Origin of the sequence: Exiguobacterium sp. s101 (assembly GCF_018617835.1) — a bacterium.
Taxonomy (GTDB): domain Bacteria; phylum Bacillota; class Bacilli; order Exiguobacteriales; family Exiguobacteriaceae; genus Exiguobacterium; species Exiguobacterium marinum.
The window spans coordinates 1-14,039 of the sequence record NZ_JACSKX010000009.1 but is presented as its reverse complement, the minus strand read 5'-3'; the positions used below and the strand labels follow the sequence as shown (position 1 = coordinate 14,039).

The 14,039-nt window shown below is 49.9% G+C and carries 10 protein-coding genes; 2 read left to right on the top strand and 8 right to left on the bottom strand.

Features of this window, described 5'->3' with window-relative positions:
- Positions 1-11 precede the first annotated feature (11 nt).
- Both uvrA and uvrB read right to left on the bottom strand, forming a co-directional pair.
- Complete coding sequence (uvrA, locus tag KNO76_RS08840; protein ID WP_214884851.1) at positions 12-2,885, bottom strand: excinuclease ABC subunit UvrA; 2,874 nt, start codon at positions 2,883-2,885, stop codon at positions 12-14.
- Entirely contained in the window at positions 2,886-4,856 is a 1,971-nt protein-coding gene (gene uvrB / locus KNO76_RS08835; RefSeq protein ID WP_214699499.1) for an excinuclease ABC subunit UvrB, read from the bottom strand.
- A gap of 461 nt (positions 4,857-5,317) precedes the next feature.
- Here uvrB and KNO76_RS08830 point away from each other — a divergent pair, with 461 nt between their 5' ends.
- Together KNO76_RS08830 and glpK are read left to right on the top strand one after the other, a co-directional pair.
- Entirely contained in the window at positions 5,318-6,025 is a 708-nt protein-coding gene (locus KNO76_RS08830; protein ID WP_214884849.1) for an MIP/aquaporin family protein, read from the top strand.
- 28 nt (positions 6,026-6,053) lie between these two features.
- The gene (gene glpK, locus KNO76_RS08825) at positions 6,054-7,571 is read left to right on the top strand and encodes a glycerol kinase GlpK (RefSeq protein WP_214884847.1); all 1,518 of its coding nucleotides are present in this window, start codon (positions 6,054-6,056) and stop codon (positions 7,569-7,571) included.
- 65 nt (positions 7,572-7,636) lie between these two features.
- Here the strand turns inward: glpK and KNO76_RS08820 are convergent, their stop codons facing one another.
- The 6 genes from KNO76_RS08820 to KNO76_RS08795 form a co-directional block, all read right to left on the bottom strand.
- Positions 7,637-8,776: a PDZ domain-containing protein gene (locus tag KNO76_RS08820; protein ID WP_214884844.1), complete on the bottom strand. Its 1,140-nt coding sequence runs from the start codon at positions 8,774-8,776 to the stop codon at positions 7,637-7,639.
- 43 nt (positions 8,777-8,819) lie between these two features.
- Positions 8,820-10,223, bottom strand: a complete 1,404-nt coding sequence (locus KNO76_RS08815) for a S41 family peptidase (RefSeq protein ID WP_214884841.1) — start codon at positions 10,221-10,223, stop codon at positions 8,820-8,822.
- A gap of 101 nt (positions 10,224-10,324) precedes the next feature.
- The gene (locus tag KNO76_RS08810; RefSeq protein ID WP_214884832.1) at positions 10,325-11,656 is read right to left on the bottom strand and encodes a murein hydrolase activator EnvC family protein; all 1,332 of its coding nucleotides are present in this window, start codon (positions 11,654-11,656) and stop codon (positions 10,325-10,327) included.
- A 23-nt stretch (positions 11,657-11,679) separates the two neighbouring features.
- Complete coding sequence (gene ftsX / locus KNO76_RS08805; protein ID WP_026825418.1) at positions 11,680-12,582, bottom strand: permease-like cell division protein FtsX; 903 nt, start codon at positions 12,580-12,582, stop codon at positions 11,680-11,682.
- Positions 12,572-13,258, bottom strand: coding sequence for a cell division ATP-binding protein FtsE (ftsE, locus tag KNO76_RS08800; protein ID WP_214699510.1), 687 nt, complete (start codon positions 13,256-13,258; stop codon positions 12,572-12,574). The genes ftsX and ftsE overlap by 11 nt, the downstream gene beginning before the upstream one ends.
- Before the next feature lie 379 nt (positions 13,259-13,637).
- Complete coding sequence (locus tag KNO76_RS08795; protein WP_483297391.1) at positions 13,638-13,949, bottom strand: RNA-guided endonuclease TnpB family protein; 312 nt, start codon at positions 13,947-13,949, stop codon at positions 13,638-13,640.
- Positions 13,950-14,039: the final 90 nt, after the last annotated feature.

The following is a 14,039-nucleotide window of genomic DNA, read 5'->3' as shown; positions in this document are numbered from 1 at the left end:
CATTTCTATACTTATTTCTTTTTTCCTGCTTTCGGTTTCACACGGGCCGCATCACGTTCAAGGACTGGTTTCAAATACTTGCCGGTATAAGAAGCCGCGACCTCAGCGACTTCTTCCGGTGTGCCGGTCGCGACAATCTCGCCGCCACCGTCACCGCCCTCTGGTCCGAGGTCGATCAAATAATCCGCCGACTTGATGACATCGAGGTTATGTTCGATGACGAGCACCGTGTCTCCGTTCTCGACGAGACGTTGCAACACTTTCAACAAACGGGCGATGTCGTCGACATGAAGTCCGGTCGTCGGTTCATCCAAGATATAGATCGTCTTCCCGGTCGAACGCTTATGGAGCTCTGATGCGAGTTTGACACGTTGTGCTTCCCCACCTGAAAGTTCTGTCGCCGGCTGTCCAAGTTTCATATAGCCGAGACCGACGTCAAAGATCGTCTGAATCTTCCGTTTGATTTTCGGAATTTTGTCAAAGAATTCAAGACCCTCTTCAATCGTCATATCGAGCACGTCCGCAATCGTCTTCCCTTTATACTTCACTTCGAGCGTCTCCCGATTGTAGCGTTTCCCCTGACAGACTTCACACGGCACGTACACGTCCGGTAAGAAATGCATCTCGATTTTGATGATTCCGTCACCCCGACACGCTTCGCAGCGACCGCCTTTGACGTTGAAGCTAAAACGCCCCTTCTTATATCCACGCATCTTCGCTTCGTTCGTTGAGGCAAATACGTCACGAATGTCATCGAAGACACCTGTATAGGTCGCAGGGTTCGAACGTGGCGTACGACCGATTGGGGATTGGTCGATATCGATGACTTTATCGATATGATCGAGACCTTCGATTTTCTTGTGTTTCCCTGGTTTCGCTTTGGCGCGGTTCATATTGTGCGCTAGCGATTTATAGAGAATCTCATTGATCAATGTCGATTTACCAGAGCCCGAGACACCCGTCACTGCGACGAACATTCCGAGAGGAATCGACACGTCGACGTCTTTTAAGTTGTTCTCCCCTGCCCGAATGATTTTTAAGAAACGCTCGTCCGGTATTTTGCGTTCAACGGGAAGCGGGATGAACTTCTTCCCAGCGAGATATTGCCCGGTGAGCGAATTCTTATTTTTCATCAGTTGTTTCGGTGTACCGGCAGCGATGACCTGTCCTCCATGCTCCCCGGCGCCTGGTCCGATGTCAATCAAGTAGTCCGCTTCCATCATCGTATCCTCGTCGTGCTCGACGACAATGAGCGTGTTGCCGATGTCCCGCATCTGTTTGAGCGTGGCGATCAAGCGGTCGTTATCGCGTTGATGGAGACCAATCGACGGCTCGTCTAGGACATATAGGACACCCGTGAGGCGCGAGCCGATTTGCGTGGCGAGACGAATCCGCTGTGCTTCCCCACCCGAGAGCGTTCCCGCAGCACGAGAGAGCGTCAAATAGTCGAGACCGACGTTATTCAAGAAGCTGAGCCGTTCTCGAATCTCCTGCAAGATGAGACGCGCGATTGCGATATCTTTCTCACTCAACTGTTCATTTAGCCCTTCGAAGAAAGCAAGTGCGTTCACGACCGACTTCTCCGTCACTTGTCCGACGTGCTGGCCGATGATTTTGACGGCGAGCGACTCTTCTTTCAAACGATAACCGTGACAGGTCGGACAGGCATGTGTCGCCATATACATTTCCATCTGCTCACGAATGTAATCGGATGTCGTCTCCCTGTAACGGCGCTCAATGTTGCGAAGAACCCCTTCAAAGAAAATCGTGTTCGTCCGGACTTGACCAAAATCATTCTCGTAGCGGAAGAGGAAGGATTCCTCAGTTGACCCGTTCAAGACGAGCTCTTGGTCACGCTTCGACAGACGCTCAAACGGCACGTCCATATCGATATTAAAATGTGCACACATCGCTGCAAGCAGCTGCGGATAGTACTGGGAACTCGTTGGTTGCCACGCGACAATCGCCCCTTCTTTTAACGTCTTCGACGGGTCCGGGATGACGAGTTCTGGGTCGACGTCTAGTTTCGTCCCGAGACCATCACACGTCGGGCAAGCGCCGAATGGTGAGTTAAACGAGAACATACGGGGTTCGAGCTCGCCGATTGAGAAACCACAGATCGGGCAAGCGTGATGTTCGCTAAAAAGAAGTTCTGCGCCATCCATCTTGTCGATGATGACACGTCCGTCAGCGAGACGTAACGCCGTCTCAAGTGAATCCGCAAGACGGCCTTCGACATCCGGTCGGACGACGAGACGGTCGACAACGACCTCAATTGAATGTTTTTTATTTTTGTCGAGCTCGATCTCATCTGTCAATTCAATCGTTTCTCCATTGACACGGACACGGACGAACCCTTCTTTTTTCAACGAATCAAATACTTTCACATGCGTTCCTTTACGCCCCGATACGATTGGTGCCAAAATCTGAAGACGCGTCCGTTCCGGTAATTCCATCACCTGATCGACCATCTGAGAGATCGTTTGACTCGAAATTTCAATTCCGTGGTTAGGACAGACCGGCTTCCCGATTCGCGCGAATAAGAGTCGGAGATAGTCGTAGATCTCCGTCACCGTACCGACCGTCGACCTCGGGTTACGACTCGTCGTCTTTTGGTCGATTGAGATGGCCGGACTGAGTCCTTCAATCGTATCGACGTCCGGCTTATCCATCTGACCGAGAAACTGACGGGCATACGCCGACAAGCTCTCGACGTAACGTCGTTGTCCTTCAGCGTAAATTGTGTCGAACGCAAGCGAAGACTTCCCGGAACCGGACAAGCCCGTCAAGACGACGAGCTGATCACGTGGGATGTCGATGTCAATATTTTTCAAGTTGTTGACGCGTGCCCCTTTAATGACAATCGCATTTTTCTTTTCAGCCATTTAATTCCCTACCTTCAACTCCAAGATTAAGTCACGCAATTCGGCCGCACGTTCGAACTGGAGATCGCGCGCCGCTTGCTTCATTTCTTCTTCCAACTTGGCAATTGCCGCCTCGCGTTCCGCCGGCTTCATCGTACTGAGCGACTCTAACGCCTCTTCTTCGGCCTCGACCGTTGCTCGGATGACCCCTCGGACATCTTTTCGAATCGTCTGTGGGGTGATGCCATGTTCTTCATTGTAAGCTTGTTGAATCGTTCGCCGACGGTCGGTCTCTTCAATTGCGCGCGTCATCGAGTCGGTCATCTTATCCGCGAACAAGATGACGTGCCCGTTCGAGTTCCGGGCCGCCCGTCCGATCGTCTGGATAAGCGACCGGTCTGAACGAAGGAACCCTTCCTTGTCGGCATCGAGAATCGTGACGAGACTCACTTCCGGGATGTCTAGCCCTTCCCGCAGCAAGTTGATTCCGACGAGGACGTCGTATTTTCCGAGACGAAGGTCACGGATAATTTCAATCCGCTCGAGCGTCTTGATCTCAGAGTGCATATAGTTAACTTTGATTCCGGCCTCCCGTAAGTAATCAGACAAGTCTTCCGCCATTTTCTTCGTGAGCGTCGTCACGAGGACACGTTCCTCTCGCTTGATGCGCTCGCGGATCTGATCCATCAAGTAGTCGATCTGTCCTTTGATCGGATGAATCTCAATTGTCGGGTCGAGGAGACCCGTCGGTCGGATAATCTGTTCAATCATGTCCGGCGTATGTTCGAGCTCATACGGGCCCGGTGTCGCCGAGATGAAGATGGCCTGGCTCAACTTCTTCTCGAACTCGTCGAACTTGAGCGGCCGGTTGTCCTTCGCCGACGGCAGACGGAAACCGTGGTCGACGAGCACTTGTTTCCGTGCTTGGTCCCCGTTATACATCCCGCGCACTTGCGGTAGCGTCACGTGCGACTCATCCGCGATGAGCAAGAAGTCTTTCGGGAAGTAATCGATGAGCGTGTACGGTGTCGCGCCTGCCTCCGTCAAGTTCAAATGGCGCGAATAGTTCTCGATGCCTGAACAGTAACCCATCTCACGCATCATCTCGAGATCGTAGTTCGTCCGCTGCTCGAGACGTTGCGCCTCGAGTAACTTGCCTTCTTCACGGAACTTCTCAAGCTGTTGTTCGAGTTCGGCCTCGATGTTGACGATCGCTTTTTGTAACTTTTCATCACGTGTGACGAAGTGGGATGCTGGGAAAATCGATACATGCTCGCGATCGGCGATGATTTCGCCGGTAAGCGGGTCCATCTCGCGAATCCGATCAATCTCGTCCCCGAAAAACTCGACACGCAAGCACTGCTCGTCACGTGACGCCGGGAAGATTTCGACGACGTCCCCACGGACACGGAACCGCCCCCGTTGGAAGTCGATGTCGTTCCGTTCATATTGGATGTCGATCAATTTGCGAAGCATTTGATCGCGCCCCATTTCTTTCCCGACACGAAGACTCAAGACGAGACTGTTATATTCTTCCGGGTTACCGAGACCGTAGATGCACGATACCGAAGCGACGATGATGACATCATCGCGCTCAAACAGAGCCGAGGTCGCCGAGTGGCGAAGTTTATCGATCTCATCGTTAATCGAAGCATCTTTTTCGATAAATGTATCGGTCGAAGGCACGTACGCCTCTGGCTGATAGTAATCGTAATAGCTGACGAAATATTCGACGGCGTTGTTCGGGAAGAATTCTTTGAACTCGGAGTAGAGCTGTCCGGCGAGCGTTTTGTTGTGGGCGAGGACGAGTGTCGGTTTCTTCACTTCCTGGATGACATTCGAGACGGTGAACGTCTTCCCCGTACCGGTCGCCCCGAGGAGCGTCTGGTACCGTTCACCCCGATTCAAACCTTCGACAAGCTGTCGAATCGCTTCAGGTTGGTCACCTCCTGGTTGAAATTCAGATTGTAATGCAAACGGAATTGATTCCATAAGATACTCCTCACCTTCTCATTTCATAAGTGTCTTGATTATACCATATACACGAACAAATATTCGCTTCTCAACTTTTACTGAGAACGTCTTTATAGAAGAAACGTCATTTGTGCATCGCTTAATATTTTTCCTTAACCGTCTCAAAAGAAACATTTAAATCGTTCAGAAAGATCCATTTGTTCAATTTGTAAAGGTTACTTTTGTAACATAGGAGACGAATGACCAAACAATGGACCATATTCCTATTCAATTGAAATCCCCCCAGTTTTCATGATGAATCATCTATTTCTTATTAGTTCCGCTCTCTACTCATCATTTTTATGAAGTTTACAGGTGTAAATATGAACATTTTTAGGAAAAAAGTATGATTTTTGAAAACGCTGTTTTAAAACGCTTACATTTTGGGCATATAATGAAGTGGTAAGTCAAATTGCATAAGGGAGAAAGGAGAGTATCACATGTCAGCATTTGTCAGTGAAATTATTGGTACGATGCTATTGATTCTGCTCGGTAACGGTGTCGTCGCCGGCGTCGTCCTCCGCCATTCCAAAGCGGAAAACTCTGGCTGGATTGTCATCACAATGGGTTGGGGTCTCGCCGTTATGGTCGGGGTCTACGCAGCCGGTATTTACGGAGGTGCACACATCAACCCTGCCGTCACGATTGGTCTCGCGACAGCAGGCGAATTCCCATGGGCGGATGTTCCACTCTACATCCTCGCTCAGTTTATCGGAGCCATCATTGGGGCATGTTTGGTTTATATCCACTATAAACCGCACTATGATGCAACGGACGACCCAGGTTTGAAACTGGGGACGTTCTCGACGGCTCCTGGTATTCGAAGCACACCTTTCAATTTGATTGGTGAGATTATCGGAACGTTCGTCCTTGTCTTCGGTCTATTGTCATTCGGGGCAAACACCTTCGCGGACGGACTTAATCCGCTCATCGTCGGCTTCTTGATCGTATCGATCGGTCTTTCGCTCGGTGGTACGACCGGGTATGCAATTAACCCGGCACGTGACCTCGGTCCACGTATCGCTCACGCATTTCTTCCGATTAAAGGAAAAGGATCGTCAGATTGGGGATATTCATGGATCCCGGTCGTCGGTCCAATTATTGGCGCGATTATCGCCGCACTCATTTATGGCCTTCTCGTCTCGTAACACAATATTTTGAAGGAGGAAATCACATATGGCGAAAGAAAAACGTTATATTTTAGCACTAGACCAAGGAACGACAAGTTCACGGGCAATCATCTTTGACCATGACGGAAAAATTGTCACGGTCGCACAACGCGAATTTAAACAGTATTTCCCAAAACCAGGCTGGGTCGAACATAACGCCAATGAGATTTGGGGTTCTGTCCTCGCCGTCATGGCGGAAGCATTTGGTTCGGCAGACATCGATCCGAACGAGATCGCAGGAATCGGAATCACGAACCAACGTGAAACAGCAGTCGTTTGGGAGAAAGAAACAGGACGCCCTGTATATAACGCAGTTGTTTGGCAATCACGACAAACCGCTGACATTTGTGAAGAACTAAAAGCAGCCGGTCATTCTGATATGGTGCGTGACAAGACGGGCCTTCTCATCGATGCTTACTTCTCTGGGACAAAGGTCAAGTGGATTTTGGACAACGTCGAAGGCGCACGTGAAAAAGCCGAGAACGGAGAACTTCTCTTCGGTACAATCGACACGTGGCTCATCTGGAAACTTTCAGGTGGAACGGCCCACGTGACAGACTACTCGAACGCGTCCCGTACACTTATGTACAACATCTATGAACAGAAGTGGGATGACGAATTACTCGACATCTTAACGGTACCGAAGTCGATGCTCCCTGAAGTCAAACCTTCAAGTGAAGTCTACGCAAACACAATCCCGTATCACTTCTTTGGATTTGAAGTACCAATCGCCGGAGCCGCAGGTGACCAACAGGCTGCCTTGTTCGGTCAGACGTGCTTCGAAAAAGGGGAAGGGAAAAACACGTACGGCACGGGTTGCTTCATGCTTATGAACACAGGGGAAGAAGCCGTCAAATCAGACCATGGTCTCTTGACGACGATTGCTTGGGGCTACAACGGTAAAGTCGAGTATGCGCTCGAAGGATCGATCTTCGTTGCCGGTTCTGCGATTCAATGGCTCCGTGATGGATTGCGGATGTTGAAATCAGCGAAAGACTCGGAGCAATACGCGACACGAATCGAGTCGACAGAGGGGGTTTACGTCGTACCAGCCTTCGTTGGACTCGGTGCACCTTATTGGAACTCTGACGTTCGTGGCGCTATCTTCGGCCTCACACGAGGAACGGAAAAAGAACAGTTCGTCCGTGCGACAATCGAGTCACTCGCTTATCAGACACGTGATGTCCTCACGGCGATGGAGAACGACTCAGGAATCAACTTGAAGACACTCCGCGTCGATGGCGGGGCCGTCAGCAACAACTTCCTCATGCAGTTCCAATCAGACATTCTCGACGTTCCAGTCGAACGTCCTGAAGTGAGCGAAACGACTGCACTCGGTGCTGCCTACTTGGCAGGTCTTGCCGTTGGATTCTGGAAAGACCAAGCTGAAGTCAAAGAGCAGTGGAAACTCGACAAGAAATTCGAGCCGAACATGGACGAATCTCACCGCGAGGCACTCTACAAAGGTTGGCAACACGCTGTCGAAGCAACAACAGCATTTAAACCATCAAAACTTGACGTATAAGAAAAAAGGGCATCCCCAAGGGTGCCCTTTTTCAGTACAAAAAAGAGTACCCTTGACGGATACTCTCACAGTTTGCGAAGACGGACACGCGGACTCGTCGGTTCCCCGACGAACAAGATGCCAAGTTCATGCGGATCGGTCTCATACATCGCCCGTTGAACGAATCGGATATCACCGTTCAAGTTCAACACTTCGAGCTTAATATAAGGTTTATGTTGCTGGAGCGCCTCATAGAAACTATGCCCTCCCGTGATGACTGTTCCATTGACTTTGTAGATGGATTCACCCGGGATGAGTTGCATCGCTTCCCCCGGTGAATTCGGGAGCGTGTCAACAATGACCGCCCCGCGATTGCCATTGATAAAGACAGGTGTTGTGCCACGATTTTCTCGTTTGATCCACTGTAATCCGAGTTCATAGAGAACGAATAGTGTAATCAATACATAGTCGATATACGGAATCTCCCACGTATAGGATATACCGAACAAAATAAGGGCGATCAATGCGAGCATCGCACGATAGTTACTCAACCGTGCGAGAAGTGTCCCCGGCAAGGCACCGGTCGACAGTAAACTGACCCCAATCGGAATCGGCAGAATAATTGGGACCATCGGCAAATCAAGACCGAACATCGGCGGTAAAAAGACAACGAGCGGGAAAAACCAAACCCGTTTGACGACGTGTCCTCCGATGAACTGCCCACGTTTGGACAAGATTAGTGTCGGTGACGTCTCTTTTGGTCCATCCCATCGTAATAGAATCGCTTCCGCGAGTGTGACGAGCCCGAACGTCAATGCATAGACCGTCCAATCGACTCGGGCAAGCTCTCTCACCCAATCACTGAATGCCCCATATGCGACAATATCACGTAACATGACGATACCGAATATAATGAGGAGCGGCAACACTGGGTTAAAGAATCGCGGATGCATCGTCAAGACGACAAGCGTGTAAAGAATTGTAAACGAAACTGCCCATTCAAATGTGATGGTCGTCTCCAGTAAAATCGTTGCGGTTGATGAGAGGACCGCCAGCAGGAGACTCGGCCAGATGAAATGCTTCCATTCCGACTTTGGTGAGCGGCGTCTCGAACGAAACATGGCCCGTTCCCGTTTGACTCGGGTCATTGATATGTACGTAAGGGCGACGAGCGTCACCCAAAACAGTGGACTACCTAACAACGTCAATAAAGCCGTAACACTCATTCGTACAACTTCCACGCGGTCCAACCCTTTCTTTCATACAACGTTATTTTGCGGCTTCTTCTAGCGCTCGATTCAGTTGAGCATCGTTTTCCTCATCTTGAATCGCCTCGAGTAGCTTCGATTCGAGTGCCGAGGCTGTCTCTTCATCGACTGTACCTGAAGCCGTGAGATTTTGGTCTGCCTGGAACGCTTTTACGGCCTCTGCCATCGTATCGCCGTAATATCCGGGTTGACCGCCTGGCTCATAGCCGATTCCAGTTAAAATATTGTGCAAGTTCGACACGGAGTCGCCATAGTCCCCGACTTTTAATGACTCTTCTTCTGTTAGCACGCGGGTTACATTGAAGAAATCCGGTTGCTTCACTTCGATGTCCGGCTCGATCCCTTTTTTGTTGATCCAGTTCCCGTCCGGTGTGAGCCATTTGCTCGTCGTCAACTTCAAGTTACTGCCGTCTTCTAAATCGAACGCCGTCTGCACGACACCTTTCCCGAACGTCTTCGTGCCAATGATTGTCGCACCGGCCCCTTCTTTCATCGCACCTGTCAAAATCTCGGATGCCGAAGCAGAGCCCTCATCCGTCAAGACGAAGAGGTCATACGGTTTTACTTCACGGGCACGACCATTTTGAGCGTCACGGTCCCCGTCCGCATTTTCGATTTGGACGACCGGTTTCGATGTCGGGACGAACCCTTCAGACATCTCGATGACGGCAGGTAAGAGACCCCCCGGATTTCCACGAACGTCGATGATCAAGCTATCGATGTCGTCTGCTTCAAGTTGCTCGAGTTGCTCGAGAAACTCATCGGCTGTCGGTTCTGAAAATTGAGTAACTTGAAGGTAGCCAATCTTTTTACCATCTATTTCTTTCACTTCAGAGAACACGGTCTCAATCGGAATCGTGTCACGTGTTATTTCATAGTCCGCCGTCTGACTGCCACGGCGAATCGTCAGCGTGACCGTCGTCCCTTTCTCTCCTCGAATCAGCTGGACGGCTTCCTGTACATCCATCCCCTCAATCGACTCACCGTCGACCGCTGTGATGATGTCGCCCGGGCGAAGTCCTGCTTCTTCGGCCGGAGCACCTTTGATTGGAGCGACAATTAAGATGTCTTCTCCTTTCTTCTCCAAAGTTGCGCCAATTCCTTCAAAACTCGATTCAATCGAGTCGGTAAATTGTGATGTTTCTTCTGCGTCTAAGAAGTCAGAGTACGGATCGTTCAGTGCTGCGGTCATACCGTCGAGCGCGCCTGTCAATAAGTCATCTTCTGAGATGTCTTGTAACGAATGCGCCTCAATCAAATCACGTACTTGATCGACTTTATCCCAGCCTTCCGCATTCGTTTGAATCGGAAGAGAAGTGTCTGTAAATGCCATCGTCGCAAGGCCTGCACCGGCCCCAGCCACGAACGTTGTGCCAGCGAGTAGTCCTGCGGTTGAATTTTTCACGGGTTGGTCCCTCATTTCTCTTTGTAAGTCTTTTCATTAGTATAGCAAAAACGAAAGGAAAAGCGGACGCGTTCCACATATTTGGGACGCGTCCGCTTGAATTAATAGCCAATATACGGGGCTGGGTCAATCGCATTCGGCTGTCCCGGCGCCCATTTCCCTCGATGTAACTCAAAATGGAGATGCGGTCCGGTCGACCAGCCTGTGTTACCGAGCGTCCCGACTGTCTGTCCTGCCGCTACCTGTTGTCCGGCACCGACCGTGATTGCATTCAGATGAGCGTAGACGGTCGTCCAAACCTCTCCATTCATGACATGTGAAACAAACACGACATTCCCATATCCGGTCGCCGGTGCCGCTTTGATGACGACACCTGGTGCACTCGCAACAATCGGTGTCCCTGAAGCATTGACGAGGTCGATTCCCTTATGAATCTCCGAGACACCTGTCAAAGGATTGTTTCGAGGACCAAACGGGCTCGACACATATCCTGACACAGGGCGGACGAATCCGTTCGACGTTGAAACATTCGTCGGTGTTTCAGCTGGTACCGTCACCTCAGGCGCCTCTTTCACTTCCGATTCCGACTCACGCGCTTCCGCATCGGCTCTTGCTCGTTCTTCGGCAGCACGTTTTTCAGCTTCCTGTTTGGCACGTTCGGCCGCCTCAGCAGCTTCTCGCTCAGCAATCGCAATCGCTTCGAGCTGTTCGCTGATGATTCGATTCTGTTCGGCCATGACGGCCTGTTCTTCACTGCGTGTCATCTTCTCAAGTTCGAGTTGCTCGACTTGTTCGTTCAGTTCGACCAACAGATCACGCTTTTTCTCGGCTGTACGGTCGAGGTCTTGCTTCGTGATGACGAGCTCACGCTCTTTTTGCTTGATGAACGAGAGTTGGGTACGTTGCGTCGACTCAAGCGACTCTAGGCGTTCCATCTCACTCATATAATTATGTATGAGCTCCCGGTCCTGTTCAGCGATTGTGCGGGCCGTCATGACCCGTGTCACGAAATCGCCGAAAGAGCGGGACTCAAAAATGACTTGTAGATAGGACGTATCTTCATGTACTTGCAAGACACGAAGGCGCTCGTTTAAAAGTTCCTTCTGGTCTTCCAAGTATTTTTCTTGAACAGAAAGTTGTTGGCGGGTCGTCTCGAGCTCTCCACGGGCCGTGTCGACTTCGTGTTGTTGAATCGCGATTTGTTCGCTTAAATCATTCAACCGATCATCGACGACGTGAATTTCTGTCTTTACAGCATCACGCTCTGCCTCTGTGACCTCAAGCTCGGCATCCGTTTCAGCCTGCGCATTTTTCGATTCCTCCAACTCATTGGACAATCGATCTTGTCGAGCTTTTAACGTGTCTTTCTCTGTCGCCATGACAGGCATGGCAAGTAATGATACACACAACCCTAGCGCAAGCGAACGTTTCATCCGCCAACTCCTCCTTATTTAAGTTAGATTTTCAAGAAGCGACCGAGCGATGTCGTCGATCCCCAGATCCCGATGAACGCACCGAGTGCAAGTAAGACAAGCGATACTTGGACTGTGAGCGTCGATGGATCAATCAACTTAAATATATCACTATTCAATTGATCAAGCGATGGTTGTAAAGCACTATATGCGACGTCATATCCGAAATAAATGACAAGAATCGGGACAAGAGCCCCAAGCATTCCGAGAACCAATCCTTCAATGAAAAATGGCCAGCGGATGAAGCTGTTCTTCGCTCCGACGAGTCGCATGATCTCAATCTCGCGGCGACGTGAGAAAATTGTCATCTTAATCGTGTTCGAGATCAAGAACATCGCCATCAATGTCAATCCGACAATCAACGCGAGTCCACCGATGCGAATCCCGTTGAAGAAGGCGAACATTTTATCAATGTAGTCTTTTCCGTATTTCACATCGTCGACGTTATCGAATGATTCGACCGATTTTGCAACTTCCTCTAGTTCTGTTGGGTCTTGGGCTTTGACGATATAACGGGCGTGGAGCGGGTTGTCTTTTTCAACCGTGCCATAAGCAGCCGCATCGTCCCCAAGTTGGTTTTGGAACTTGGCCAATTCATCTTCTTTCGAACTGAACGTAACCTTCGACACACCCGGTACCTGTTCAATATTCTGTCCGAGTTTCTCGACTGAGCTCTCATCCGCCGTACGGGTGATGAACACTTGAATCTCGACATCGTTCTCTACATTGTCTGAGATTTCATTTACATTGAACATGACGAGTGCAAATACACCGACAAGTAACAAGGTGATCGTCACGGCACTAATTGCCGCGAACGACATCCATCCATTTCGAAGCGTTCCTTTGAACCCTTCACGCAAATGGCGCAATCCAGCCTTAAACATCATAGCCATATGCTCCTTTCTCTTCATCGCGAACGACTCTTCCATTCTCAATCGCGATGACACGGTGGCGAATCTTATCGACGATGTCACGGTTGTGTGTCGCCATGACGATCGTTGCCCCACGGCGGTGAATTTCTTCAAACACTTCCATGATGCCCCATGCTGTCTCCGGGTCTAAGTTCCCTGTCGGCTCATCGGCGATAATCAGCTTCGGTTTGTTCACAATCGCTCGTGCAATCGAAACCCGTTGCTGCTCCCCACCAGAAAGCTCATCTGGATAGTTGCGTGCCTTGTTTTTCAATCCGACAAGATTCAACACGTCCATGACTTGCTTCCGAATCGACGTCGTGTCAGCCCCAACGACTTCTAATGCGAACGCAACGTTTTCATACACCGTAAGTGACGGAAGTAATTTAAAGTCCTGAAAGATGACACCGAGTTGACGGCGCAACTTTGGTACATGACGATCCTTGATTTTACCGACATCGAGTCCGTCAATCAATAATTGACCTTCCGTCGGTTTCTCCTCGCGATAAATCATCTTCATGAATGTCGACTTTCCGGCACCGGAAGGACCGACTACATAAAGGAACTCGCCGTCGCGAATTTCTAAATCGAGGTCATCCATGGCAACGACGCCGTTTGGATATACTTTACTGACTTTTTGCATCGATATCATAACGTATTCCCTACCCTTTTTAAAATATTTTTATGCATCTATGACGAATTGGAATCATTTGTTTTAGTTACTGTATATTTCGCCTAGAGTCTTTTTTACAGGAAATACCCCTCTCTGTCAAGGAGTCATTTCTCGTTTATCGCCTTGCCAAAAAATCATCTAGGGCATTGTTGAAGCGACTACAATTATATCAATCCGACTTTTAAAACACCATTACAGGATTGTTTCAGTTCGATTGAGTTCAGTGGGAAAATGTCGTCATGAAATTCTATTGCACCAATTTGACCTCCATTATGAAATTCAGTTGAACTACCCCCACCTACGCTTCGCTTAGAGGTGGAGGATTCCTGAGTCATCCGACCTGACAGTCGGAACCTGATCAGGCTAGCCCCGTCGTCCCGACGGTTAAAGAAGCCAACATGCGTTCGGCTTCTTGTCTGAGGTTCAGTCCTGCGTTCACATCGCGGTCGTGGTGGACCCCGCAATTCGGGCATGTCCATTCACGCAAACCAAGATGCTTCACGTCTTTGTGTCGATGGCCGCAACTCGAACAGAGCTGGCTCGAGGCGAAGGTCTTCCCGACCTTCACGACGGTCTTCCCGTACCAGTCGGCCTTATACTCGAGCATGCGAAAGAACTCCGACCAACTGACCTCGGAGATCGACTTGCTCAACTTGCGGTTCTTACGCATGTGGATGGTCTACACTGAGTTGGACATAAATGTGGAGGTCGATTAGACTGATACAAATTATCCATATGAGGAGAGTACCAGACATGACCA

Bases quoted from the DNA above. Each gene is read 5' to 3' on its own strand.
- uvrA (WP_214884851.1), bottom strand. From the start codon at position 2,885: ATGGCTGAAAAGAAAAATGCGATTGTCATTAAAGGGGCACGCGTCAAC.
- uvrB (WP_214699499.1), bottom strand. From the start codon at position 4,856: ATGGAATCAATTCCGTTTGCATTACAATCTGAATTTCAACCAGGAGGT.
- KNO76_RS08830 (WP_214884849.1), top strand. From the start codon at position 5,318: ATGTCAGCATTTGTCAGTGAAATTATTGGTACGATGCTATTGATTCTG.
- glpK (WP_214884847.1), top strand. From the start codon at position 6,054: ATGGCGAAAGAAAAACGTTATATTTTAGCACTAGACCAAGGAACGACA.
- KNO76_RS08820 (WP_214884844.1), bottom strand. From the start codon at position 8,776: ATGAGTGTTACGGCTTTATTGACGTTGTTAGGTAGTCCACTGTTTTGG.
- KNO76_RS08810 (WP_214884832.1), bottom strand. From the start codon at position 11,656: ATGAAACGTTCGCTTGCGCTAGGGTTGTGTGTATCATTACTTGCCATG.
- ftsX (WP_026825418.1), bottom strand. From the start codon at position 12,582: ATGATGTTTAAGGCTGGATTGCGCCATTTGCGTGAAGGGTTCAAAGGA.
- ftsE (WP_214699510.1), bottom strand. From the start codon at position 13,258: ATGATATCGATGCAAAAAGTCAGTAAAGTATATCCAAACGGCGTCGTT.
- KNO76_RS08795 (WP_483297391.1), bottom strand. From the start codon at position 13,949: ATGCGTAAGAACCGCAAGTTGAGCAAGTCGATCTCCGAGGTCAGTTGG.